This window comes from Ruminococcus sp. (genome assembly GCF_016283395.1).
Genome location: NZ_JAEEMU010000046.1, coordinates 48,969 through 75,594, shown reverse-complemented (window position 1 = coordinate 75,594; position 26,626 = coordinate 48,969). Strand labels below are relative to the sequence as shown.

The following is a 26,626-nucleotide window of genomic DNA, read 5'->3' as shown; positions in this document are numbered from 1 at the left end:
GGAGAAATTTATGAGCGCGGAAATGATCGTAAAAGAGTTGAAGAAACATTATACAAAAGGGAAAACGCTATTAGTCGGCATTGACGGTCTTGGCGGAGCAGGCAAGAGCACAGTTGCAGATGAGGTGAGCAGACTTCTTGAAGCCGAGGGTATAAATACTGAGGTATTTCATATAGATGATTTTATCCACCCAAAGGCTGTCAGATATAATGACGACTATCCTCAGTGGGAGCAGTATTACTATTTGCAGTGGCGGTATGATTACTTTCTCAGTGCGGTCGTCAAGCCTTTGCGTGAAAGCAGGGAAGTGCCGCCTGTGGAGCTTTACGACAAGGATAATGACAGCTATATCACAGATATGAGGAGCATAACAAATGGCAGCATCGTCATTACCGAGGGGATATTCTTACAGCGTGACGAGCTTAAAGGTGCATTTGACTGCATGATATATGTTGATGTACCCGAAGAAGAAAGACTTGGCAGAGTGCTTCTCAGAGACGGATATATCGGAGATGAAACTGATATCCGTGAAAAGTATGAAAAACGCTATTTCCCTGCGGAGCATTTCTACGCAGAAAAGCATCGCCCAGCTGAAAATGCAGACCTCGTAATATAACAGTACTTATATAGAAGTACTATAACGTTTTTTCGTAAGATTTGAGTGAGTAGAGGATAGTTAGTAGAGAGTATAATGAATGAGTTCGCTTCGCTCACAGTATTTAAATAATGTCGTAATACGACTCCATAACTCTCAACTAATATGATAATACAATGCCCCTAAGTGACATCATATCACTTAGGGGCAATAATTATGTATGAGTATAAATGTGTTTAAATTACTTGAAAGCGTATCTCATAAAGGTATAGAGGTGAGGTTTTACTGAACCGCCGTCGTGTCCGCCTCCGGGGATAGACTGGTAAACGTGGTCAACACCGTTCTTTGTGAGAATTTCGCTGTACTCCTTTGGGAATGATCCCACAACAGAGTCGTTTGTACCGCCTGTTATCATAAATACAGCAGGCTCAGGACCAACATCTCTGAACTTCATCTCGCTTTCTGTCATACAGCCGGGGTGTTCCATGAACATATCCCTACCGGGAGTTATACCTGGTGCAGGACAAGCACCGCCAACGTATCCGAAGAGATCGGGACGCATAAGACCTATATAGATAGCCTCACGACCGCCCATTGAAAAGCCTGTGATAGCACGGTTCTCTCTGCCTGTCTTTACGGGATAGTTTTCTTCGATGAAAGGTATAAGGCTGTCGGAGATATCATAGAGGAAGTTATCGTATGCAGCGCAGGTCTCCTGATTGATACCGAAGCTGCCGTTACCATCCTTGCTTGTATACTGGCTTGGCAGAACGATTATCATATCCTCAGCCTGACCGTTTGCAGTAAGACCTGTGAGAAGCTCCTGAACTCCCATACCGTTCAGCATACTGTTCTCGTCACCGCCTATACCGTGAAGAACGTACATTACAGGGTATTCTTTATTCGAGTCGTAGTCAGGGGGCAGGATAACATTGCAGGACTTCGTTCCGCCTGTGAATTTGCAGGTGTAGGTCTTTTTCTCGACCTTGCATTTGCTTGATTTTTGAGCATTGCTCGGAACATTAGTTGGCATATCCTGTCTTATCTGTGCGTTGTAGTTCACATAGACCTTTGTTGTGGTTGAAGGCTTTTCTTCTGTAGTTGTCCCCACAGTAGTAGGTTCAGAAGCAGTTGTCTCCGTTTCTGACGTTGTAGTTACTATTGTAGTGGTTTTGCTTGTTTCTTCGGTAGTTACTTCTGTGGTAGTTATTGTTGCTGTAGTTTCTGTAGTTGCCTCAGAAGCCGCTGCAGCAGAAGTAGTATCCACTGTAGTAGTTTCAGATACAGCTGTTGTTTCTGTAGCAGTAGTAGTTGTTGTTGTTGGCACGGGCTGTTTGAATTCCTTTACAGCTCCGCGCAGGTATTTATGGAGCATTACCAGATCAGCGATATTGACATCGCCGTCGCCGTTAAGGTCGGCATTTATAGTTGGCTTGGCTCCGAATGATAAGATATTAATAAGAACTTTTCTCATCGCAGGCATATCATATATATCAACAACACCGTCATTGTTGATATCGCCCTGAATGATAACTTCATTCTTAGTACCTTCAAGGTCAACAGCTAAAGGTTTTGTACCGTCAACACCAACATAGAAATCGTCTAAGTAGAATTCCTCATCGTCGTCGGTGGAGAAAACAAGCTTCAGATCAGTTGCTCCTTCAGGTATTGTATAAGAGAGATTTGAAATATCTGTCCATTCAAGCTTCTTACTTTTCACAGCAGCAATAATGTCATTTTGCAGTATACCGTTCTTGTCCATGTACTCCAAAGTAATACGGAAAGTGGAATTGTTAAGGGAATACTGCATCATGGCAGCACCGATACTGTATTTGGTATTCGGCTTGAAAGTATTAGGATCAAGGGCATAAACGAGACCGTCCGATGAGCAGCTGCGATGACTGACAAATAAAGATTTTCCTCTTGACATAACATCATTTAATGTCTGAAAATAAGAAATACCTTTTTTGTTCCATTTAGTAATCTGACCATTATCAAATTTGGACTTTATGTAATATCCGTTCGAGTCAGGCTTTAAAGGAGCAGGCAGAGTCGGTTTGGGTGTGATCTGTACTTTTTTAACATTTGCCGAACCGCTGGAGCGGTAACAATCAATGTTGAAAGTAACATTGTAAATAGTTCCTGACACATCGAGTCCTAATTTCTCCCATGCATCAAAATGTCTGGTAACATTGACAGTGCCGTGCAGATCCTGCGTAATGTCATCTTTGCTTGAGCTCTGCTGACGTACATTATAATATGACGGGAATGACTGTGTACCCATAATTGACGGCTGATTATAACGATAATACTTATAGACATCATATATGTTTCCGTCCGAAGTAAAAGTCCCCAAACGCGTTAAATCGCCTCCGGGGGGTCTCCAGCTAGTCCAGCCTTCAACTATATAGAATTCTGCCATTGGATTAACTGTCCAGCCGTATACTCCGAAGAATGAATTGCCATGCGGCGAGTATTCAAAGTCGTAATCTACTATGATGTCAGATTTTAACTGTTTATAGGTCTTTGGATTTTTGTTATATTCATATCCTCTGTTGAAGAGGCAATCCTGAATACCGTCCCATGAACACTCGAAACCGTCTTCGGTAGGTGTCATTGAAGTGTCGCCAGAAAAATTCGCGTTCCACATTTCATATGTGTATCCGTTGATCGTCCCCGTTACCTGATTATCAGCAGCACTTGCTGAAAAGGGAACAGCTGCGGCAGTTAACAACAGAGCTGTACTCGTGCTTAAAATCCTTTTGAGTTTTCTTAAATCCACTTAAATCACTCCTCATGTCACTTAAATATAATATAATTTTAGTAATTTGTGAAGGGCACACAGCCCACTTATTTTTTCTCTGAATTGATTATAGATTTCGATTTTTAAAAAAGCAAGTCGTTTATTGTTGTGATTATTAAAAGTCACTAAAAATTGCTCGATAAGTGTACTAAATTTTATTGTGGGCAAAAATGTATATACATTATTATAATACATTATTTTATCGGATATAACAACCCAATTTCTAATGATATGGTGTAAATTGTGACGAAATTATTAAATATCAAAAGTTAAATGACTAAACGTCAATGCCGTTAACAAAAAATTAATATTTATAGTAGAAATATTACTATTTTTGTCATTATTTTAGTATAAGATATTGCGGTGTATCATTATAATTTAAGTGATATAAAAAAGAGACGCGCATTTTACACCGTTTTTATCTAAAATGCACACAAGAAGGGTGAATGAAAATTAAATAATGGGGGCAGACTTATGAAAAAAGAATTTCTTTCACTCATAACATCTGTGGCTTCGTTTATTCCTGCTGCGGCGATAATGCCGCTTTCAAGTGATAACTTTAAAGGCATGAAAACTCTTACCGGGGTAACAGACAGCCTCGGACTAAAAAAGCCTCAGGATTTCGTCCTTGTGACTGACGGTTCTGATGATATTGCATACGGTAATATGAAGCCCGAGATGAAGGATCTCAACACCCGTTCTAACTACTTTACTAATCTGATTTCTCACAGGGGGCAGCTTCTACAGGTTTGTTCCTCGGGGCAAAATGCACGGTTTTGAATATGTAAGGCATTATTTTTGTGATGCGCTTTCGTATTCTTTCCGCGAAATAGTTGAATAATCGACCTCTTTTCTTTATCGAGTCCGCTGTGCACAAAATGTATGGCGGACTTGATTTAAGACATATAAAGATGTTGAATAATTCATAAATAAATGGTATAATAAGGTAAAGTAATTAATATGAGAGGTGAAATACATGAGTGATTATACCGAAAAGTACATTTCCTCACATCTCTTCCTAAAGCGCGAAGAAGGCTTTGAGCACGCCCCGTTTGACAGGGAGATAGCTTGCTATGAGAGCATCTGCTCAGGCAATATCGAGCTTGTAAAAGTTTTTGCAACTCCGCTTTGCAGCGAAGGCTATGGTGTGCTCAGCAAAGATCCGCTTAGGAATCTGAAATATCATTTCAGCATTTCGGCTGCGCTTATAGCTCGTTTCTGTATCAACAGCGGAATGACGCTTGAAGAGGCTTACAATCTCAGCGATATTTATATTATGAAGGCTGATGAATGCCGTACCGAGGCGGAGGTTCATCAGGTGCATCAGGAAATGATCGAAGGCTATACCCGACATATGAGAAGAGTCCGTAACAGCGGCATCTATTCAAAGCAGATAGTACGTGCGCTGGATTTTATCAGCGACCACCTGCATGGTAAGATAATGATAGAAGATGCAGCGGATTATCTCAAGATCAGTCCTGCTTATCTATCAAGACTGTTCAAAGCAGAGACGGGTATCGCGTTCAGCAATTATGTAAGCAAGACTAAGGCTGAGGAAGCAGCAAATCTGCTGACATTCTCCGAGTATACCGACTCTGAGATAAGCAATCTTCTTGGATTCAGCTCACAGAGCTACTTTATCAAGATATTCAAGAAGTATCTGGGAGTTACTCCGAAGGAGTACAAAAAGCGATATAAATTCCCGGATTTTACAAAAGAAAATCATTAAAATGGCTTATCCCTCGCATTTTGCGGGGGATAACATTTTATGCAGATATCATAAAATTGCCAAATATGACACTAAAATAATATAATTCCGGGCTTGAAAATGTTATAATCTCCACAATGAATATGATTTTTCTTGTTTTTTCAATGTGGATTTGTCATTAAAACGTTATTTTTAAGAATGGAGAATGCTGAATGATAATTAATAATGTTGGCTTCGACCACTGCCATGACGCAGACTTTTTTATTGACAGACCCGACGGAAGCGGTGACTACCTGCTTCTTCTTGTTCGTACTCCGGCTGTTTTCGAGATCGACGGCAAAGAGATCACTACACCTGCGGGGGCGGTATTTATCTATCCAAAGGGCAGACCTCAGCGTTACCGCTGTGTACCGCTGAATGTTTTTGAGAATGACTGGGTACATTTTGATTTCGACGATGCAGGAGAGGAAGAAGAATTCCTTAAAATGGGCATACCGCTTGAGACACCTGTGACAATGCCGCTGGAATTCCTCAGCTATTGCGTAAAATCCATAGCTTATGAGAAGTATTCCGACAATTACTGCAAAATAGAATCCGCAGAGTTATTTATGCGTCTGATGTTTATTAAGATACGTGAAAAAACACTAAACAGTACATCAGGCAGAAGAAGCTCACAGTTCGAACTTATATCAACTGTGCGCAATAAGATATATAGCAGACCTTATGAACAGCGCAGTGTGGACAGTACAGCACATGAAGTCCGCATGAGCCGTTCGGCTTTTCAGCACGCTTATAAAAAGCACTTTGGCATGACCTTTATCGAAGACCTTGTAAAGAGCAGAGTTAGCTATGCGAAGATGCTTCTCTCAACTACCAACATGAACATAACCGACATTTCAACAAGCAGCGGATACCATAGTTATGTTCACTTTGCAAGGCAGTTCAAGGAGCAGACAGGCTATACTCCGTCTGAATACCGCAAAAAAGCACAAAATGTTACATAACGTGCTCGATTTGTTATTGCATTTGCTTGCACGTTTTGTTACAATTAGTGTATAAATTGTGACTAATGTCACGGAATGAGAGGGAATGTAATGAAAAAGCACAATTTCAGAAGATGTGTAGCAGTTTTTGCTGCTTGCACGATCATGGCATCAGCTCTTCCTGTTGTTTCTGCTCCTGTTTCAGCTGCAGGAAACATCATCAAGAACTCGACATTTGAAACTGGTACATCAGGATGGGGCACTTACAAAGAAAGCGGAGGAAAATGTTCGCTCACAACAGAGGATGGTAAGCTTGCACTGAAGATCACTTCTGTCGGTAAGCTCAACTATGCTGTTCAGCTCAACTATGATATCATTCCGCTTTACAAGAACGGAGTTTATCGTTTTAAGTACGATATATCAAGCACCGTTGATCGTTACGTAGAGGGCATGATCCAGCAGAACGGCGGCAAATATCAGGCATACACATGGAAGGGACTCCAGATATCATCAACTCCTCAGACAGTGGACTATGAGTTCACAATGGAGGAAGATACTGATATCATGGCTAAAATGTGTTTCAACTGCGGATTGCAGGAGAAGGATCCTGAGCTTGGTGAGCACACTATCTACCTTGACAACGTTTCTCTTGAACTTGTTGACGACAGCAAGGTTGACTATTCAGCTGACAAGCCTTATGAGAATGATATCAATATCAATCAGGTAGGCTACAGGACAAATGCTCCGAAGATCGCTGTTTTCAGAAACGTTGAATCAGCAGGAACATTTGAGGTCGTTAATGCTGATACAAATGTAAGTGTTTATACAGGACAGCTTGAAGGTCCTGTAAGCAATTCAGGTGCAAACGAGACAAACTATAAGGGCGATTTCTCAAAGGTAACTGCTCCTGGAAAATATTACATCAAGTGCAGCGGGCTTGATAATTCATATACTTTCGCTATCGGCGACAATGTTTACGGAAATCTTCTTGACGATTCTGTAAAGATGCTTTACTTACAGCGCTGTGGTGTTGCAGTAGAGGGCGGAAAATTCAGTCACCCTGCTTGCCACACTTCAATGGCAACTGTTTACGGCACAAGTGATAAGATAGACGTTTCAGGCGGCTGGCACGATGCAGGTGACTACGGAAGATATGTGGTTCCTGGCGCAAAGGCTGTAGCTGATATTCTTTATGCTTACAGTGCTGCACCTTCACTCTACAGTGACAGCATTGGTATCCCCGAGAGCGGAAACGGCGTAGCTGATATTCTTGACGAAGCACGTTTCGAGCTTGAGTGGATGAAGAAGATGCAGAGAAGCGACGGCGGCGTATACCATAAGGTAAGCTGCGCAAACTTCCCTGGATTTATAATGCCTGAAAAGGAAACAGGTGAGCTTATAGTAACTCCTGTTTCTTCAACAGCAACTGCTGATTTCTGTGCTTCTATGGCTCTTGCATATGAGTTCTACAAGGACGTTGACAGCACATTTGCTGCTGACTGTCTCGACCGTGCAAAGAAGTCTTGGGATTATCTCAAGCAGAATCCTGATTTCAACTTCAAGAATCCTATTGATATAGTTACAGGTGATTACGGCGATAAGACTGACAAGGACGAGCGCTACTGGGCAGCTATCCAGATGTACCGTGCAACAGGCGACAGCAAGTATATCAGTGATGTAAGCAGAGCTTTGAGCGGACTTGACTGGTCAACAGTTGGCGATTATGGTAATATCGCTATCCTTACGATGAAGGATCCCGATGTTAATTCTGCAGTATATAAAAATGCTAAGCAGGAGATAATTTCTCAGGCAGATAAATTTGTAAGCAGAGCTAAGGGAACAGGCTATGGTGTAGCACTCTCTACATTCAACTGGGGCAGCAATATGACAGTTGCAAATGCAGGTATCGTTCTTGGTCTTGCATATCAGCTTACAGGCGATACAGCTTACCTCAATGCTGCTGACGGACAGCTTGACTATCTCCTTGGCACAAATCCTCTTGGAACAAGCTTTGTGACAGGCTATGGTGAAGTTTCGCCTCAGAATCCTCACCACAGACCTTCTATTGCAGCAGGCGAAGCAATGAAGGGTATGCTGGTTGGCGGTGTAAACTCAGCACTTGAAGACAGTGCTGCAAAGGCATACTGTGCAGATGCACCTGCTTACAAGTGCTACATCGACAACAGCGAGAGCTATTCAACAAACGAGATCACAATTTATTGGAATTCTCCGCTTACATATCTGCTCACACTTACAGACGGCGCAGCATCATCACAGCAGCCTGTAGTAACACCTCCTACACCTTCGGGCGTAACCAAATGGGGCGATGCTAACTGCGACGGCGATGTTGATATGTCTGACGTTGTACTTGTAATGCAGTCGCTTGCTAATCCTAACAAGTACGGTGTTAACGGTACAAACACAGACCATATAACAGCACAGGGCGTTGCAAATGCTGACGTTTACGAGAACGGCACTAACCTTACAGGAAATGATGCTGTTTCTATCCAGAAGTATCTCCTTGGACTTGCTGATCTTCCTGAGTCATATGCAACTCAGCCTGTAGTTACAACTACTGCTCAGCCTGCAACAACAACAACTACTACCACAACAACTACTACAAGCAAAACGACTACAACTACAACAAGCGCAACAACTACTACCACAAATGCTCCGAGTGTAAATCTCCCGTTCCCTGACAAGGGCACACCTATGAACACTCGCGCAACAATGGTATCTGATTTCCGTACAGGAAAGGGCGGCGACTTCTTTGCATCTAACGGCTGGACAAACGATAAGCCTTTTGATTGCTGGTGGTATGAGCGCAATGCAGTTATTAAGAATGGTCTCCTTGAGCTCAGCATAGACCAGAAGTGGACAGATGACAAAAATCCAAACTGGAATCCACGCTATTCAGGCGGTGAGTTCCGTACAAATAACTTCTATCACTACGGCTACTATGAGACATCTATGCAGGCTATAAAGAATGACGGTGTTGTATCTTCATTCTTCACCTATACAGGTGAGTCTGACAAGAATCCTTGGGATGAGATAGATATCGAGATCCTCGGCAAGGACACAACTAAGGTACAGCTCAACTATTACACAAATGGTCAGGGCAAACACGAAAAGATGATCGATCTCGGATTTGATGCATCACAGGAATTCCACACATATGGATTTGACTGGCAGCCTGACCACATTACATGGTATATCGACGGAAAGGCTGTTCACACAGCTTATGATAATATACCACGTACAGCAGGCAAGATCATGATGAATGCATGGCCTGGTCTTACAGTTGATGACTGGCTCAAGGCATTCAATGGTAAAACACCTCTTGTTGCGCGTTATCAGTGGGTAACATACAATAAGCAATAATTGGTGAATGAAATTGTAAATATCTTTCCATTATACATTAGTCAAGGGCGGTACAAAAAGTACCGCCCTTCGGCTTTTGTATGCACAAAAAGCTGCGGATAAACCGCAGCTTTTGCTTTAATTATGGTCAGATATCTTATAAAGCGTCTTGAATTCCGTAGGAGTGCAGTTTTTAGCCTTTTTGAAAGCACGGTTGAAGGTGGTAAGGCTTGCAAATCCTGCTCTCATAGCAACTTCTGTTACCGAAAGGTTTGGATCAATGAGCAGACGCTCGGCAGCTTTTATTCGCTTGCTGTTGATATACTGGATATACGAAACGTGGTTATATTTCTTAAAAATACGGGAGAAATGATATTTGCTGTAACCTGCGATAGAAGCGATCTTTTCAAGAGGTATCTCGTACATATAGTTCTGATTGATGTACTTCATGACCATACCAAATTTTCTCGTATCATCGCGTCCTGTAGCATCATTTGCGAATATATCGGCAGCCTGTGTGAGCTGATATTCTCTGACAGCAGTAAGCATTTTTATTAAATATATGTAGATCTTGACATCTGCAAGTGAAGATTTTGAATAGTATTCGGAGTAAATATCAAGTATACTTTTGCGCGAAAGAATATACAATTCCTTGCTGACATCAGGTGTGATATGGAATGCTGATGAAAAAACAGGTACTATAGCTTCAAGAGCCGGTACATCGCTGAGTATACTGTTATTGCACTGGAATATTATCCTTCGTCCTTCCTGTGCAGGCATCGAGTGGAGCTCGCCTGGGGGGATAATGATTATCTCCTTTTCGTTTAAATGATAATCTACGCCGCCTGATGTTACGGTGAACCCGTTATGCAAGGGGATGATGATTTCTACGGCGTTATGCCAGTGAGTAGGATATTCCTCGATTTCATCATTGTCATAAAGCATTACGAAACGTTGATTTTCGTATTCAACAGTCTCGTAATCGCCCGATAGATTCTTAATCATGATTAGCCTCCTTGACCAAAAATTGTTGTGAATTTTATGTCAATGTTCATAATTTTCCGTGGTTTATATAGCAATTATACACCATTACGATAATATTTGTAAAGGGGATTTAAAGAATTTGTGCAATCTTAGCAATTCTTGATTAAACAGCCGCAATAATTGATTAGTATAAATTGACGGAGTGTTATATAATAGCAATAGAGCAAACGAAAGGTGATGTGTAATGTCAATAAAATGCTACGAAACTGATTATAAAAACTATGGAAAGTGTCTGTGCCTTGATAATGGCGAAATAAAGCTTATCGCTACTATTGAAGTAGGTCCGAGAATAGTTTTTTTCGGTTTTACCGACGGGGAAAACGTTCTGTTTGAGGACGTTGACAGGAATTTCTATGAGATAAACAACGGCTACGGCGTATGGTATGCATACGGCGGACACAGATTATGGAGTGCTCCGGAAGTCATGCCTGAAACTTATCTTCCTGATAATTCAAAAGTCGAAGCAATTTTTGATAATGGCACACTCACTCTTACGCCTCCGAAAACTGTATTTGGCAAGCAGTTCCAATTGATCATTAAGATGGACGAAAGCAACTCGGTAACCATTGAAAACAAGATCACTAATTGCTCTGATAAGCCTGCGGAGTTTGCGCCCTGGTCCGTAACAGGACTTGCGGTGGGCGGAACCGAGATCATTCCTCTTTGCAGAGATGACAAAGGTTTCCTGCCAAACAGAACTATGTCGCTGTGGAGCTATTCAGATGTAAAAGACGAAAGATTCACACTAACCGATAAGTACGTTCTGCTAAAACAGGATCCCAAGATCAAGAAACCTTTCAAGGCTGGTTTTAATGTTACGGGAAAGCAGATATTGTATATAAATGGAAAGAACATTTTCAGAATGTGCTTCGATGAGTATACTAAGACAGAATATCCTGATTTTTGCTGTAACTTTGAAACTTACACAAACGCCATTTTCCTTGAATGTGAGCTGCTCGGCGAGCTGAGACCTTATCAGCCCGGTGAGACAGCATCAATAACGGAAAAATGGGAGCTCAGTACGACCGACTGGGCAACAGAAAAGGTCATAGAGGAATTTGTAAGTAAAATTTGATTGATTGAAAGGGGAATGCTTATGGAAAAGTACAGGGACGAAGCATTGTCCGCACTTGAGAGAGCCGAAGATCTTACAGACAGATTGTCAGTAGAGGAACAGGCAGAGCAGCTCAAGTATGACGCTCCAAGCGTGGAGAGACTGGGGATACCTGCTTACAACTGGTGGAGTGAAGGACTTCACGGTGTAGCAAGAGCAGGAACAGCTACTATGTTCCCACAGACTATAGGTCTTGCGGCAATGTTTGATGATGAAGCTGTACAGAAGGCCGGAGAAATAACTTCTGTTGAAGCACGAGCAAAGTATAATGAATATTCCGCTCACGAAGATCGTGACATATATAAAGGACTCACGCTCTGGTCACCGAATATCAATATATTCCGTGATCCGAGATGGGGAAGAGGTCAGGAGACCTACGGAGAAGATCCGTTCCTTACAACTCGTCTGGGAGTTGCTTATACAAAGGGACTTCAGGGTGACGGAAAGGTTCTCAGAGTAGCTGCCTGTGCAAAGCATTTTGCAGTACACAGCGGGCCTGAGGCTACAAGACATGAGTTTGACGCAAAGTCAAACATGAAGGACATGACAGAAACTTATACAGCAGCTTTTGAAGCTCTCGTAAAAGAGGCTAAGGTAGAAAGTGTCATGGGTGCTTACAACCGTGTAAACGGTGAGCCTGCCTGTGCAAGCAAGTTCCTTATGGGCAAGCTTGACGAATGGGGCTTTGACGGACACTTTGTATCAGACTGCTGGGCAATAAGAGATTTCCACACAAATCACGGTGTGACAAAGACCGCTCCCGAGTCTGCTGCACTGGCATTAAAGACAGGCTGCAATCTCAACTGCGGTAATACATATCTCCACCTTCTCAGTGCTTTCAATGAAGGACTTATAAATGAGAATGATCTCAGAGAGTCCTGTGTAAAGCTTATGAGAACAAGGGTAAGACTTGGTATGTTTGACAAGTCCACAGAATATGATGATCTTGATTATGATATCGTATCCTGCGATGAGCACAAGGCGTTCTCACTTAAATGCTCGGAACGTTCAATGGTGCTCCTGAAAAACAATGGTATCCTGCCGCTGGACGGCAGCAAATACAAGACTATCGGAGTTATCGGACCGAATGCCGACAGCGTTCCCGCACTTGAGGGCAACTACAACGGCAGGGCTGACGAGTACGTAACATTCCTTAATGGAATACGCGAGGCTCACAGCGGAAGAGTCATCTACTCCGAGGGAAGTCACCTTTATAAGGACAGATGCATGGGACTTGCTCTTCCTGACGACAGACTTTCAGAGGCTGCAATAATCGCAGAGCACTCAGATGTAGTCGTTCTTTGCGTAGGTCTTGATGCAACTATCGAAGGTGAAGAAGGAGATACAGGAAACGAATTCTCCTCAGGCGACAAGATCGACCTCAGACTTCCCGAGTCACAGAGAAAGCTTGTTAAGACGGTAATGGCTGTAGGAAAGCCCGTCATCATAGTAACTGCCGCAGGCAGTGCGATAAATGTGGAAGCCGACTGCGACGCGCTCATTCAGGCGTGGTATCCCGGTCAGCTTGGAGGAAGAGCACTTGCGAATATACTTTTCGGCAAGGTATCACCTTCGGGAAAGCTTCCCGTAACATTCTATGAGGACGCTTCAAAGCTGCCCGACTTCTCGGATTACAGCATGAAGGACCGTACTTACAGATATGCCAAGGGCAATATACTTTACCCCTTTGGCTTCGGACTTACTTACTCCGAAACAGAATGTTCGGAGCTGTCCTTTAAAGACGGCGTAGCTTCTGTAAAGATCACAAATACAGGCAGCCGTGCAACAGAGGACGTAGTCCAGTTTTATATTAAAGGTTATTCGGAGAACGCAGTTCCCAACCATAGTCTTTGCGGTTTCAAGAGAGTTGCTCTTGAAGTTGGCGAGAGCAAGACCGTACAGGTCACTCTCCCCGAAAGAGCTTTCATGGCTGTAAACGACAACGGAGAATGGGTAAAGGAAGGCAGCGAATTCACCCTCTACGCAGGAACATCGCAGCCCGACCAGTTAAGTGAAAAGCTTAACGGAAAAAAATGCACTACTCTGAAAATAAATGTCTAATGGAGGATAAAATGGAATTTTTCAAGAATATCGGTAAGATCGAGTATAAGGGCAAGGACAGTACAGACCCTCTCTCATTCAAGTACTACAATCCCGATGAGATCATCAATGGCAAGAAGATGCGTGACCACCTCAAGTTTGCTCTTTCATGGTGGCACACAATGGGCGGCGACGGAACAGATATGTTCGGCTGCGGCACAACAGACAAGTCATGGGGACAGGCTGATCCTGCTGCAAGAGCTAAGGCTAAGGTAGATGCAGCTAAGGAGATCATGGATAAGCTTTCAATTGATTACTACTGCTTCCACGATCGTGACCTTTCTCCTGAGTACGGCAACTTAAAGGAAACAAATGCACAGCTCGATATCGTTACAGATTATATGAAGTCTGTAATGGGCGACAAGAAGTGCCTCTGGGGTACAGCTAAGTGCTTCGATCACCCAAGATTTATGCACGGTGCAGGTACTTCACCATCAGCTGACGTATTTGCATTTTCAGCAGCACAGATAAAGAAGGCTCTTGAGTCTACAGTAAAGCTCGGCGGTAACGGATATGTATTCTGGGGCGGCCGTGAAGGTTATGAAACACTTCTCAACACTGATATGGGTCTTGAACTCGACAACATGGCTCGTCTTATGAAGATGGCAGTTGAGTACGGACGTTCGATCGGTTTCAATGGGGATTTCTACATCGAGCCAAAGCCAAAGGAGCCTACAAAGCACCAGTATGACTTTGACACAGCTACTGTTCTGGGCTTCCTCAGAAAGTACGGTCTTGATAAGGACTTCAAGATGAACATCGAAGCTAACCACGCTACACTTGCTCAGCACACATTCCAGCATGAGCTCCGTGTATCAAGAGACAACGGTGTATTCGGTTCTATCGACGCTAACCAGGGCGATCCGCTCCTCGGCTGGGATACAGACCAGTTCCCGACAAACATCTACGACACAACAATGTGTATGTACGAAGTAATCAAGGCTGGCGGCTTCACAAACGGCGGTCTCAACTTTGACGCTAAGGCTCGCAGAGGCAGCTTCACACCTGAGGATATCTTCTACAGCTATATCGCAGGTATGGACGCATTCGCACTCGGTTTCAGAGCAGCTCTCAAGCTCATCGAGGACGGACGTATCGACAAGTTTGTTGACGACAGATATGCTTCATGGAAGTCAGGTATCGGTGCAGATATCATCGCTGGCAAGGCTGATTTCGCATCACTTGAAAAGTATGCTCTCGAAAAGGGAGAGGTTACAGCTTCACTCTCAAGCGGCAGACAGGAGATGCTTGAGTCTATCGTTAATAATGTTCTTTTCAGTCTGTAAGACTGAACAATATTAAAAACATTTTTTATTTGGAGGTCAAGAAAAATGAAAAAAGCAAGAGTATTATCGGTCATTTCAGCACTCGCTCTTCTCGCTTCTTCAGCTATGGTAAGCTGTGGTAAGGAGAAAGAAAGCTCAAGCGGCGGTACAACAACCAAGGAGGGTAAGACAGTCATCAAGCTCATGTCCTTTACTAAGGAAGTTATCAACATGACAAAGATGTACTTCGATACACACCCTGAATTCGCTGAAAAGTATGAGTTAAAGGTTACAGAGATCCCGACAACTGAAGGACAGTATCAGCCTGCTCTCGACCAGGCACTCTCAGGCGGCGGAGAAGATGCTCCTGACTTCTACTGTGCAGAGGCTGCTTTCGTTCTGAAGTATACACAGGGCGATGCTGCAGGATTTGCTTGCCCATACGAAGAGCTCGGTATCGACGTTGAGAACAAGATCAAGGAAGCTGAAATCGCTCCTTACTCAGTAGAAATCGGCAGAAACCCTGAGGGTAAGGTAGTTGGTCTTGGTTACCAGGCTACAGGTGGTGCATTCATCTACAGACGTTCAGTAGCTAAGGATGCATTCGGTACAGACGATGTTGCAGAAGTAGAGAAGCAGATCGGTGCAGGTTCAGGCGACTGGGATCAGTTCTTCAAGTGCGCTGATGACCTCAAGAAGAAGAATATCGCTATCATCTCAGGTGACGGTGACCTCTGGCACGCAGTTGAGAACAGCTCAGACACAGGTTGGGTTGTAAACGGTGCTCTCAATATCGATCCTAAGCGTGAGGCATTCCTCGATCTTTCTAAGCAGCTCAAGGATAATGGATACCACAACGATACTCAGGACTGGCAGGACGGCTGGTTCGCAGATATGAAGGGCGAAGGTGAAAAGCCAGTTCTCGGCTTCTTCGGTCCTGCATGGCTCATCAACTACTCACTGAAGGACAACTGCGGCGGTAAAAAGCCAGGCGAAGGCACATACGGCGACTGGGCAGTTTGCCAGCCACCTGTAGGTTTCTTCTGGGGCGGTACATGGCTCATTGCTAACAAGGATTCAAAGAACAAGGATGCTGTTGGTAAGATCATTGAGTGGGTAACTCTCGATACATCTGAGGACGGTCTACAGTACAAGTGGGCTAACGGTACATTTGATCCTGAAAACCCAACTAAGGACGTTGTAGCTTCAAATGTTGTTATGGCTAAGTCTGACGGTAAGGTTGAAATCCTTGGCGGTCAGGATATGTTTGAAGTATATCAGAAGGCTAACACATTCGCTAAGGGCGATAACCTCACTCAGTACGATGAGGGTATCAACAGTGCTTGGCGTGATCAGGTTCGTCAGTACACTGGCGGAGCTAAGACAAGAGATGCAGCTATCAAGGACTTCAAGCAGGCTGTAGGCGATACATTTGACATTAAAGTAGACTAATATTTCCCCTATAAGCAGTACCGCTTCTGCGGTACTGCTTATAAATAAAAAGGAGGTTTGCGGCTTTGAAAACGAAGCTCAAGGGTATTAGTTATTCAAAATACGGATATCTCTTTAGTATTCCTTTTGTTGTTGCATTTTTGATTTTTACGCTGTATCCTACTATTTTTACAGCGACTCTCGGTTTTACTGATCGTAAAGGACTTATACAGGAAAATTATCATTTCTTAAAAAGTGACATCTTCCAGAATTTTAGGGATGTTTTAGAAAATGAATCCTTTAAACAATCTCTGAAGAATACGATACTTATCTGGGTAATGAACTTTATTCCCCAGATAACAATTGCTCTTCTGCTGACTGCCTGGTTTACCTCGCACAGTAATGAGATTAAAGGTAAAGGTTTCTTTAAAGTAGTATTCTATATGCCGAACATCATTACTGCTGCAACAGTTGCGATTCTGTTTAAAGCTATCTTCAGCTATCCAAAGGGACCTATGAACGATCTTCTCGTAACATCAGGCCTTCTGGATAAAGAATTTTTCTTTACTAACAGCCGTACAGCGGCAAGACTTATTGTTGCCTTTATCCAGTTCTGGACATGGTACGGAAATACTATGATCGTACTTGTTTCGGGCGTACTCGGTATCAGCCCTGACATTTACGAAGCAGCAGAGATCGACGGAGCGAACGGTGTTCAGACCTTCTTCCGTATTACAATACCTAACTTAAAGACAGTTTTATTGTATACACTTGTAACAAGCCTTGTAGGTGGTTTGAATATGTACGACATACCTAAGGTATTCCTTGACGGTGGTCCTGACAGTGCAACCCTTACAACCAGTGTATTCATTTATAAACAGGCATTTGCAGGAAGCTATATCTATAACAGAGCGGCTGCCGCAAGTATGCTCATGTGGCTTGTAATTGTAATCTGCTCGGCAGTATTGTTCTACGTAATGCGCGATAAGGACGAGATCAAGATGAATAAGCAGATCAAGAAAGCAAAGAAAGAGGCCAGAATGGCTGCGAAAGGAGGAGTAAACGAATGGCGTCTGTAAATAACGGAAGTGCTAAGAATATAGCATTTAAAACATCCGCTTACATATTTTGTGGACTCCTTACTATACTGAGCCTTCTGCCTTTCATAATCATGATAGTAAATGCAACAAGAAGTACTCCTCAGATCCAGAGCCACGCTCTGTCGCTGATACCTTCAAAGTTCCTCTTTAAAAACTATGCGTGCTTTGCAGGAAGAGACTTTAGACCTTTTCTTGGCTTTAAAAACTCTCTTATAATTTCTTGCGGTTCCACATTATGTACTATCTATTTCTCAACTATGACAGCCTTTGCACTTGTTGCATATGACTGGAAACTCAGAAAACCGTTCTTTACAGTTATTATGGCTGTACTTATGATACCTGCACAGGTAACATCGATCGGTTTCTATCAGTTCATGCATAACGTTGGCTGGCTCAACAGCTATCTCCCACTTATACTTCCTTCTATCGCAGCACCTACAGTTGTGTTCTTTATGAGGCAGTATATGATCCCTTCACTTCCTATGGAAATTCTTCAGTCAGCAAGAATTGACGGCGCAGGTGAGTTCAGGATCTTTAACCAGATAGTTCTCCCGATGATGAAGCCTGCTATGGCTACACAGGCAATATTTGCATTCGTTGCCTCATGGAACCAGCTGTTCCTGCCACAGGTACTTCTTTCATCAGATAAGGATAAGTATACAATGCCTATGATGGTAAGTCTCCTTAACGGTGACTCATACAAGACCGAAATGGGTGCTGTATATCTTGGACTTCTTCTTACAGTCATTCCGCTCCTCGTTGTATACTTCCTGCTTTCAAAACACATCATCGCAGGTGTTGCACTTGGCGGCGTTAAGGGCTGATGTATTCTTCAAGTTATCACATTTTTCTTTCTTAAATCTTAGAGGGCTGTTCCGCAAGGAGCAGTCCTCTTTGTTTTTGCTGATAATATTTGCTTAGACCTTGCATTTAAAGAAAAAACGTGGTATAATTAATCTATTAATACATGACACGGAGGAACACTATAATGTTATCTGATATCGAAATCGCACAGAGTGCTGAAATGAAGCGTATCACAGAGATTGCAGCGGATCTCGGCATTGCTGAAGAGGATATAGAACCCTACGGACATTACAAGGCTAAGCTTTCAGAGGCTCTTTATTCCAAGCTTGCAGATAAAGAGGACGGAAAGCTCATACTTGTTACAGCTATAAATCCTACTCCCGCAGGTGAGGGCAAGACTACTATCAGTACAGGTCTTGCTGATGCAATGCGCAGGATAGGCAAAAAGTCAGTGCTTGCGCTGAGAGAGCCTTCTCTCGGACCTGTTTTTGGTATGAAGGGCGGCGCAGCAGGCGGCGGATATGCACAGGTAGTTCCAATGGAGGACATCAATCTCCATTTTACAGGTGATATGCACGCTATAACAGCTGCAAATAATCTGCTCTGCGCAATGATAGACAATCATCTCCAGCAGGGCAATGTATTACAGATAGACCAGCGCAGGATAATGTTCAAACGCTGTATGGATATGAACGACCGTGCGCTGAGAAATATACTCATCGGACTTGGCGGCAAGGCTAACGGTATCCCCCGTGAGGACGGCTTCAATATAACAGTTGCATCTGAGGTAATGGCAATACTTTGTCTCGCTTCCGATATCGCAGACTTAAAGGAAAGACTGGGAAATATCCTCGTTGCATATAATCTCAACGGTGAGCCTGTATACGCTAAGGATTTAGGCTGTACAGGTGCTATGACAGCTCTCCTCAAGGACGCTCTCAAGCCTAACCTTGTACAGACTCTTGAAAATACCCCTGCATTTATCCACGGCGGACCTTTTGCAAATATCGCTCACGGCTGCAATTCTCTCAGAGCTACAAAGCTTGCGCTGAAGCTTGGCGACTATGTTGTAACTGAGGCAGGATTCGGTTCTGACCTGGGTGCCGAGAAGTTCCTCGATATCAAGTGCCGTATAGGCGGACTTGCTCCGTCATGTGTAGTTATCGTTGCTACAATAAAGGCTCTTAAATATAACGGCGGAGTTCAGAAGCAGGACCTTGCAAAGGAAAATATGTGGGCACTTGAAAAGGGCATTGAGAACCTGAGAACTCACATCGAGAATATGCATAAGTATCATGTACCTGTAGTTGTTGCTATAAACAGATTTGCTACAGATACAGACGAAGAAGTTAAATTCGTACAGAGCTTCTGCGCTGATATGGGTGTTGAAGTTTCAATGTGCGAGGTATTCGCAAAGGGCGGAGAAGGCGGAAAGGATCTTGCACAGAAGGTATGCGAGACTATCGACCTTGTAAGCGATAACGAATTCAAGCCCATTTACGATACTCACGCTACTATCAAGGATAAGGTAGAGAAGATAGCTAAGGAAATATACCGCGCTGAGGGAGTAGTATTCACACCTCAGGCTGAAAAGGCTATCAAGGAGATCGAGAGCATCGGTTTCTGGGATCTTCCTATATGTGTAGCAAAGACACAGTATTCACTTTCCGATAATCCTAATCTCCTCGGAAAGCCAAAGAACTTCAAGATAACAGTCCGCGACGCACGTCTTTCATCAGGTGCGGGATTTGTTGTAATATACACAGGTGATATCCTTACAATGCCGGGACTTCCTAAAGCTCCTGCTGCACTGAATATCGACTGCGACAATAACGGCTGTATCACAGGACTTTTCTGATATGAAGATAATAACTCATTCACCGCAGGAGACTATTGATGCAGCGCAGAAGCTGGGCGGTCTCCTCAAAGCGGGAGATATGATAGCATATAAGGGCGGACTTGGTGCAGGAAAGACAACCTTCACACGAGGTCTTGCCATTGGCATGGGACTTGGCGACAGCGTTACTTCGCCTACCTTTGCCCTTGTAAATGAGTACCGCGGAGAGGATATCACTCTCTACCACTTCGATATGTACCGCATAAACTCCGAGGATGACCTTGAGTCTACGGGATTTTACGATTATCCTTTCGAGGATAATGTTGCGGCTGTTGAGTGGTCTGAGAATATCGACGATTTTCTCCCGAAGGATACTATTTACGTTACAATAAACAGCATTGGTGAAAACGACAGAGAAATTATAATTGAGGACGGTGGAAGATTTGCTGCTGCTTGGGATTGATACATCGGGAAAGACAGCTTCCGCAGCACTTTTCGATTCTGAGACTGAGCTTTTTCTTGCTCAGAGCACAGTATATACCCAAAAGACACATTCGCAGGTCATAATGCCTATGGTCAAGGACGTTCTTGCACAGGCAGGAAAGGAGCTTTCCGACCTTGACGGCATAGCTGCTGCAAATGGACCCGGTTCGTATACGGGACTCCGTATCGGCGTTGCAGCTGTAAAAGCACTCAGCTTCGGTCTGGGAGTAAAATGCTGCGGCGTATCTACTCTTCTGGGACTTGCCTGCAACAATCTTGCCTATAAGGGACATATATGTGCCATAATGAAGGCAAGGGGAGAGCTTGTCTACACCTGTACCTACAAGAGCGACGGCTACTGCGTGGAACAGGTCACTGAGGAGCAGATAATATCCCGTGACGAGCTTGCGGAGTATCTTGCACTCAATGTTAAGGAAGCACTGCTCTGCGGAGACGGTGCTGCTGAATTCTATAATACATATAATTCTCCTGCATTCATTATAGCACCCCCTCAGGGCAGGTTACAGAGTGCTGTGGGAGTATGTCTCGCAGGAGTTTCAAGAAAGCTTGCAGAGCCCGAAGAGCTGGAGGTATCCTATTTACAGAAGGTAAAGGCTGAAAAGGATCTGGAAGCAAAAAATAAATAATAACAATGGAGATGTTTAAGATGATAGCTATTGGCTGTGACCACGCTGGTGTGGAAATGAAAAAGGCAGTTATCGAAGCTCTTTCCGAAAAGGGCTTTGAGTTCAAGGACATGGGCACTGACGGTGAACCATGTGACTACCCTGTAATGGCAGAAAAGGTATGTAACGAAGTACTTGCAGGCAACTGCGAAAAGGGCATACTCATCTGCGGAACAGGTATAGGAATGTCGATTGCCGCAAACAAGATAAACGGCATCAGAGCTGCACTGTGTGCTGATTCATTCTCAACACGCTTCACACGCCTGCACAACAATACAAATGTTATGTGCATGGGCGCAAGGACTCTCGGACAGGGACTTGCCTGTGAGCTTGCAGAGATATTCCTTACTACGGGCTTTGAGGGCGGTCGTCATCAGAGACGAATCGACCTTATAACCGAGATAGAAAAGAAAAACTGAAAGGGGCTGTTAAATATGGCAGAATTACACATCATAGACCATCCGCTGGTACAGCATAAAATATCTCTTCTGAGAGATAAGAACACAGGTACAAAGGAATTCCGTGAGCTGGTATCGGAAATAGCAATGTTTATATGCTATGAGGCTACAAGAGACCTTCCGCTGAAGGAGATAGAGCTTGAAACTCCTCTTGCAGTTGCAAAGACAAAGATAATCTCGGGCAGAAAGCTTGCTTTCATTCCTATACTCCGTGCAGGACTTGGCATGATAGACGGTGTAACAACACTTGTTCCTGCTGCTAAGATAGGTCACATCGGACTTTTCCGCGATCCTGACACCAAGGCACCTATAAAGTATTATTCAAAGCTTCCTGACGATATTGAGGAGCGTGATGCTATTATAGTTGACCCTATGCTGGCAACAGGCAACTCGGCAATTGCAGCAATTACAGAGCTGAAAAATCTTGGCGTAAAGCATATCAAGTTCATGTGCATCATCTGCTCACCTGAGGGCGTTAAGGCAGTACAGACTGCTCACCCTGATGTTGAGATATACGCAGGTGTAATGGACGAGAGACTCAACGAGGATAAGTACATCGTTCCCGGCGTTGGTGACGCAGGCGACCGTATCTTCGGTACAAAATAAGGTTTTAGAGAGAGCCGCAGGCACTTGAAATATGTCTTCGGCTCTCTTTTTATAAGAAATGGTGAATGACATTATGGCAGATGTAATTGATATAACTCCCGAAAATAAAGGGAAAACGGAGATATTCACCGCACTTTCCGAGCCGCAGCTTCTGCACTATTTCGAGCCTGAGGGCGGACTCTTCGTTGCGGAAAGTCCCAAGGTCATAGAACGGGCACTTAACGGTGGATACGAGCCCTATGCCATGCTTATGGAGCATAAGGACATAGACGGACAGATGAGGGATATACTTGCACGATGCGGCGATGTACCTGTTTATACGGGAGAATTTGACGAGATAACTGAGCTTACGGGCTTCAAGCTCATACGCGGTGCGCTTTGTGCGTTCAGACGCAGAGAGCTGCCCACAGTCAGTGATATATGCGGAAACGCAAGGAGAGTAGCTGTGCTGGAGAACGTTGTGAATCCTACAAATGTGGGAGCTATCTTCCGTTCCGCAGCAGCTCTTAATATGGACGCTGTGCTGCTTACTCCTGCCTGCTCAGACCCACTGTACAGGCGTTCTTCAAGGGTCAGCATGGGAACGGTCTTTCAGATACCGTGGACTTATCTCGACAGCGACAGAGACTACCCTCAGCAGCTCCGTGAGCTTGGCTTTAAAACGGCTGCTATGGCACTCAGCGATGACTCGGTAAGTATAGACGCTCCCGAGCTTGCAGCTGAGAAAAAGCTTGCCATAGTCCTTGGAACTGAGGGTGAGGGCCTTGCTGACAAGACGGTTGCGGACTGCGACTATACAGTGAAGATACCCATGTCACATGAGGTGGACTCCCTTAACGTAGCGGCTGCAAGCGCAGTTGCTTTCTGGCAGCTTGGCAGATAAGACAGCTTTGATATGACATCGTAAACGGCATAATAAACAATAAAACTTTAATATCCGAGGAGGTCAATATGAAAAAGTTTAAATGGGGCATTATCGGTACAGGCAAGATAGCCCACACATTCGCTACAGCACTTAAACATGACGAGAATGCACAGCTCTGCGGAGTCGCTTCCAGAACGGCAGAAAAGGCTGAGTCATTCGCAAAGGAGTTCGGGTTTGAGAAGAGCTACGGCAGCTATAAGGAGTTCGCCGAGCAGAGCGATGCTGAGATAGTTTATATAGCTACTCCAATGTCATCACACTTCGATGATGCAGTATTATGCCTTGAAAACGGCAAGAACGTGCTTTGTGAGAAGTCCCTAACCGTACACGCAAAGGAGACAAAGGAGCTTCTTGCACTTGCAGAGAAAAAGGGACTTTTCTTCATGGAAGCCATGTGGATGAAGTGCAGACCTGTGTACAGGAAGATGAAAGAGTGGATAGCTTCGGGACAGATAGGTGAGATAGAGTACATAAAGGCTGATTTCAGCAACTATATCTCATATGACCCAAATGACAGGCTTTTCCGAGAGGACTGCGGAGGCGGCTGTCTGCTTGATTTAGGTGTGTATCCGATGACTCTTGCACATGACCTGCTTGGTATGCCTGATGAGATAGTATACGATGCTCATATGCGCTACGGAGTGGATATAAGCAACTCCATAAGGCTTCGCTATAAAAACGGTGCATTTGTTTCTGCTGACAACGGCTTTGAGGTACAGCTCAGCAACAATGCGGTAATATCGGGAAGCAAGGGCTATATCATTCTCGGGAACTGGTTCCACTGCACCTGCGAGGGAACACTTTACAGCAAGGACGGAAAAGAGATAGAAAGGTTCGTACACCCTGATGCAATAAACGGCTATGAGTACGAGGTCGAGGAAGTACACAGCTGTCTCGAAAAGGGGCTGAAAGAGAGTCCACTCATTCCACACAGCGACACTATCGCCGTCATGGAATTAATGGACAGACTCCGTGAATTAAGCCGTTAGCCTGTAGGGGCGTGTTCCGCGCGCCCGTGTATGCCTTACGATGCAAATTACATTAGCGTACTGTAGGGGACGGCGTCCTCGACGTCCCGCAAATTACGCATAAACTAAAAATGAAACGCTGTAGGGATGCGCATTGCGCGTCCGAAAACATACAACATCAATCATAGAAAGGACGACCAAGGGTCGTCCTTTTTGTTTACGTACCAACAGAAAAAAATACGTAATTGACGGGCGAGCGGAACTCGCCCCTACACATAGCTACAGCTAAGAGCTAACGGCTAAGAGCTAAGTTTCGGTTGATTTATTGAGGAAAACGTGGTATAATAGGAGTAACAAAAAATGAGGAGTTAAACATATGGCTGTAAATGATATAAACAGAATGAAAGAGCTTAACGAGCTGCTGGCTAAGGCTGCCGATGCATACTACAACACAGGTGTTGAGATAATGTCCGACAAGCAGTACGATGACCTATACGACGAGCTTGCGGCACTTGAAAAAAAGACGGGAGTAGTTCTTAGCGGAAGCCGTACACAGCAGGTAGGCTATGAGGTATCATCAGCCCTGAAAAAGATACGTCACCCCTCAAAGATGCTCTCACTTGACAAGACCAAGAGCGTTGACGAGCTTAAAAGCTGGCTTGGCAGTCATAAGGGCTTTCTCAGCTGGAAGCTTGACGGACTTACACTTGTACTGACCTATGAGAACGGCGAACTCACACAGGCTGTAACTCGCGGAAACGGCGAGATAGGCGAGGACATAACCGCAAATGCAAGGCATATCAAGGGCATACCTGCACGTATACCGTTCAGCGGTCGTATGGTAGTCCGCGGCGAGTCACTTATGAAGTACAAGGATTTTGAAAAAGTCAACGCCGAGATAGATGACGGAGCAAAGTACAAGAATCCCCGTAACCTCTGCGTGGGAACAGTACGCAACCTTGACTCCCGTGTGACTGCTGAGAGAAATATCAACTTCTTTGCATTCAATCTCGTTTCAGCAGAGGGCTATGAGGAGAACTCCTTCTCACAAAGACTGAGCTGGTTGGAGGAACTGGGATTTCAGCGCGTTTACGGTATTATTGTTGATTCTGAAAGCATTGAGGGAGCGGTTGCTGACTTTGAAAAAGCCATTACCGAAAACGAATTTCCCTCAGATGGACTTGTGCTCATGTATGATGATGTAGCATATGGAGCAAGTCTGGGAGAGACCTCTCATGCTCCCCGAAACGGAATTGCATTCAAGTGGCGTGACGAGACTGCGGACACAGTTCTCCGCGAAGTTGAATGGTCGGCGAGCCGTACAGGTCTGCTCAATCCTGTGGCTATATTCGACCCTGTGGAGTTGGAAGGTACTACGGTCTCACGAGCTTCTGTCCATAATCTGAGCATAGTTAAGCAGCTGAGGCTCGGCATAGGCGATACACTTACCATATTCAAGGCGAATATGATAATACCGCAGGTGCTGAAAAACGAGACAGCTTCGGGAAGTCTTGATATACCGTCTGTATGTCCTGTCTGCGGAGCACCAACAGAAGTACGCACATCAGATGATGATGTTGAGACTCTCGTTTGTCCCAATAAGGACTGCGCAGCCAAGCATATAGGCAAATTCGAGCATTTCGTACAGCGTGATGCCATGAATATAGTCGGAATGTCAACGGCTACAATAGAGACTCTTGTCTCTGAGGGATTTGTCCGCGAGTTCCGCGACTTCTACCACCTTGACGACCATAAGGCGAAGATAGTAACCCTTGAAGGCTTCGGTGAGAAGTCCTATCAGAAGCTTAAAGACGCAATAGAAGCTTCAAGAAAGACCGAGCTGAGCCGTGTGCTGTATTCATTGGGTATACCCAATATAGGCAGACAGGCTTCGAGACTTATCTGCGGCACTTACACAACAGCCGAAGAGACAGAAAAGCTGTCCACAGCCGAGCTTACATCCATTGACGGTATTGGTGAGGTTCTTGCGAATGACTATGTAAACTTTTTCAGAGACAGCAAAAATCTTGCGGAGTTCCATAACCTGCTTGCAGAGCTTGAGATCACAGAGGCAGAAGCCGTAAACGGCGAGTCTGCCATAGCAGGTAAGACCTTTGTAATAACAGGTTCAGTCCATATCTGGAAGAACAGGAACGAGCTTAAAGCCTTTATAGAGCAGAACGGCGGAAAGGCAGCAGGTTCGGTATCCTCAAAGACTGATTACCTCATCAATAATGACAGTACATCGAATTCATCGAAGAATAAAACAGCGAAAGAGCTTGGAGTGCCTATTATCACAGAAGAAGAGTTTCAGGCACTTGCTCAGGGCTGATACAGTTTCGTATAAAAAGGTGGT

21 protein-coding genes are annotated in these 26,626 nt (G+C 44.2%); 19 read left to right on the top strand and 2 right to left on the bottom strand.

Annotation, left to right across the window (positions count from 1 at the left end):
- Positions 1 to 10 precede the first annotated feature (10 nt).
- Positions 11 to 616 carry a uridine kinase gene (locus QZZ41_RS11540; protein WP_295072146.1) on the top strand — a complete coding sequence of 202 codons (606 nt, stop codon included), beginning with the start codon at positions 11 to 13 and terminating at the stop codon, positions 614 to 616.
- A gap of 220 nt (positions 617 to 836) precedes the next feature.
- Here the strand turns inward: QZZ41_RS11540 and QZZ41_RS11535 are convergent, their stop codons facing one another.
- Complete coding sequence (locus tag QZZ41_RS11535; protein ID WP_295072143.1) at positions 837 to 3,377, bottom strand: glycoside hydrolase family 11 protein; 2,541 nt, start codon at positions 3,375 to 3,377, stop codon at positions 837 to 839.
- Positions 3,378 to 3,872: 495 nt separating this feature from the next.
- Here QZZ41_RS11535 and QZZ41_RS11530 point away from each other — a divergent pair, with 495 nt between their 5' ends.
- The 4 genes from QZZ41_RS11530 (at position 3,873) to QZZ41_RS11515 (ending at position 9,470) form a co-directional block, all read left to right on the top strand.
- Positions 3,873 to 4,178, top strand: a complete 306-nt coding sequence (locus QZZ41_RS11530) for a hypothetical protein (RefSeq protein ID WP_295072140.1) — start codon at positions 3,873 to 3,875, stop codon at positions 4,176 to 4,178.
- A 196-nt stretch (positions 4,179 to 4,374) separates the two neighbouring features.
- Entirely contained in the window at positions 4,375 to 5,127 is a 753-nt protein-coding gene (locus QZZ41_RS11525) for a helix-turn-helix domain-containing protein (protein WP_074716930.1), read from the top strand.
- Between the two features lie 191 nt (positions 5,128 to 5,318).
- Positions 5,319 to 6,110 carry an AraC family transcriptional regulator gene (locus tag QZZ41_RS11520; RefSeq protein ID WP_295072136.1) on the top strand — a complete coding sequence of 264 codons (792 nt, stop codon included), beginning with the start codon at positions 5,319 to 5,321 and terminating at the stop codon, positions 6,108 to 6,110.
- A 90-nt stretch (positions 6,111 to 6,200) separates the two neighbouring features.
- Complete coding sequence (locus QZZ41_RS11515) at positions 6,201 to 9,470, top strand: glycoside hydrolase family 9 protein (protein WP_295072133.1); 3,270 nt, start codon at positions 6,201 to 6,203, stop codon at positions 9,468 to 9,470.
- Positions 9,471 to 9,587: 117 nt separating this feature from the next.
- Here the strand turns inward: QZZ41_RS11515 and QZZ41_RS11510 are convergent, their stop codons facing one another.
- Positions 9,588 to 10,454, bottom strand: a complete 867-nt coding sequence (locus QZZ41_RS11510; protein ID WP_295072130.1) for an AraC family transcriptional regulator — start codon at positions 10,452 to 10,454, stop codon at positions 9,588 to 9,590.
- 223 nt (positions 10,455 to 10,677) lie between these two features.
- Here QZZ41_RS11510 and QZZ41_RS11505 point away from each other — a divergent pair, with 223 nt between their 5' ends.
- The 14 genes from QZZ41_RS11505 (at position 10,678) to ligA (ending at position 26,602) form a co-directional block, all read left to right on the top strand.
- Positions 10,678 to 11,568 carry a hypothetical protein gene (locus QZZ41_RS11505; RefSeq protein ID WP_295072127.1) on the top strand — a complete coding sequence of 297 codons (891 nt, stop codon included), beginning with the start codon at positions 10,678 to 10,680 and terminating at the stop codon, positions 11,566 to 11,568.
- 21 nt (positions 11,569 to 11,589) lie between these two features.
- Positions 11,590 to 13,668 (top strand): glycoside hydrolase family 3 C-terminal domain-containing protein, encoded by a 2,079-nt coding sequence (locus tag QZZ41_RS11500; RefSeq protein WP_295072124.1) that lies wholly within the window; start codon positions 11,590 to 11,592, stop codon positions 13,666 to 13,668.
- An 11-nt stretch (positions 13,669 to 13,679) separates the two neighbouring features.
- Entirely contained in the window at positions 13,680 to 14,993 is a 1,314-nt protein-coding gene (gene xylA, locus QZZ41_RS11495; protein WP_295072121.1) for a xylose isomerase, read from the top strand.
- Positions 14,994 to 15,038: 45 nt separating this feature from the next.
- Entirely contained in the window at positions 15,039 to 16,424 is a 1,386-nt protein-coding gene (locus QZZ41_RS11490) for an extracellular solute-binding protein (protein WP_295072119.1), read from the top strand.
- Between the two features lie 317 nt (positions 16,425 to 16,741).
- Entirely contained in the window at positions 16,742 to 17,482 is a 741-nt protein-coding gene (locus QZZ41_RS11485; protein WP_367267477.1) for a carbohydrate ABC transporter permease, read from the top strand.
- Positions 17,470 to 18,327 carry a carbohydrate ABC transporter permease gene (locus tag QZZ41_RS11480; RefSeq protein ID WP_295072116.1) on the top strand — a complete coding sequence of 286 codons (858 nt, stop codon included), beginning with the start codon at positions 17,470 to 17,472 and terminating at the stop codon, positions 18,325 to 18,327. Before QZZ41_RS11485 ends, QZZ41_RS11480 begins: the two co-directional genes overlap by 13 nt.
- Positions 18,328 to 18,491: 164 nt before the next feature.
- On the top strand, positions 18,492 to 20,165 hold the full coding sequence (locus tag QZZ41_RS11475; RefSeq protein ID WP_295072113.1) for a formate--tetrahydrofolate ligase: 1,674 nt from the start codon (positions 18,492 to 18,494) through the stop codon (positions 20,163 to 20,165).
- Position 20,166: 1 nt separating this feature from the next.
- Complete coding sequence (tsaE, locus tag QZZ41_RS11470; RefSeq protein ID WP_295072110.1) at positions 20,167 to 20,607, top strand: tRNA (adenosine(37)-N6)-threonylcarbamoyltransferase complex ATPase subunit type 1 TsaE; 441 nt, start codon at positions 20,167 to 20,169, stop codon at positions 20,605 to 20,607.
- Positions 20,588 to 21,274: a tRNA (adenosine(37)-N6)-threonylcarbamoyltransferase complex dimerization subunit type 1 TsaB gene (gene tsaB, locus QZZ41_RS11465; protein ID WP_295072107.1), complete on the top strand. Its 687-nt coding sequence runs from the start codon at positions 20,588 to 20,590 to the stop codon at positions 21,272 to 21,274. The genes tsaE and tsaB overlap by 20 nt, the downstream gene beginning before the upstream one ends.
- Before the next feature lie 20 nt (positions 21,275 to 21,294).
- A complete protein-coding gene (rpiB, locus tag QZZ41_RS11460) occupies positions 21,295 to 21,732 on the top strand; it encodes a ribose 5-phosphate isomerase B (protein WP_028518105.1) in 438 nt (145 codons plus the stop codon).
- 15 nt (positions 21,733 to 21,747) lie between these two features.
- Positions 21,748 to 22,377, top strand: a complete 630-nt coding sequence (upp, locus tag QZZ41_RS11455; protein WP_295072103.1) for a uracil phosphoribosyltransferase — start codon at positions 21,748 to 21,750, stop codon at positions 22,375 to 22,377.
- Between the two features lie 73 nt (positions 22,378 to 22,450).
- Complete coding sequence (locus tag QZZ41_RS11450; protein WP_295072101.1) at positions 22,451 to 23,260, top strand: RNA methyltransferase; 810 nt, start codon at positions 22,451 to 22,453, stop codon at positions 23,258 to 23,260.
- 68 nt (positions 23,261 to 23,328) lie between these two features.
- The gene (locus tag QZZ41_RS11445) at positions 23,329 to 24,291 is read left to right on the top strand and encodes a Gfo/Idh/MocA family oxidoreductase (protein WP_295072098.1); all 963 of its coding nucleotides are present in this window, start codon (positions 23,329 to 23,331) and stop codon (positions 24,289 to 24,291) included.
- Positions 24,292 to 24,646: 355 nt separating this feature from the next.
- Positions 24,647 to 26,602, top strand: a complete 1,956-nt coding sequence (gene ligA, locus QZZ41_RS11440; RefSeq protein WP_295072095.1) for an NAD-dependent DNA ligase LigA — start codon at positions 24,647 to 24,649, stop codon at positions 26,600 to 26,602.
- Positions 26,603 to 26,626 lie beyond the last annotated feature (24 nt).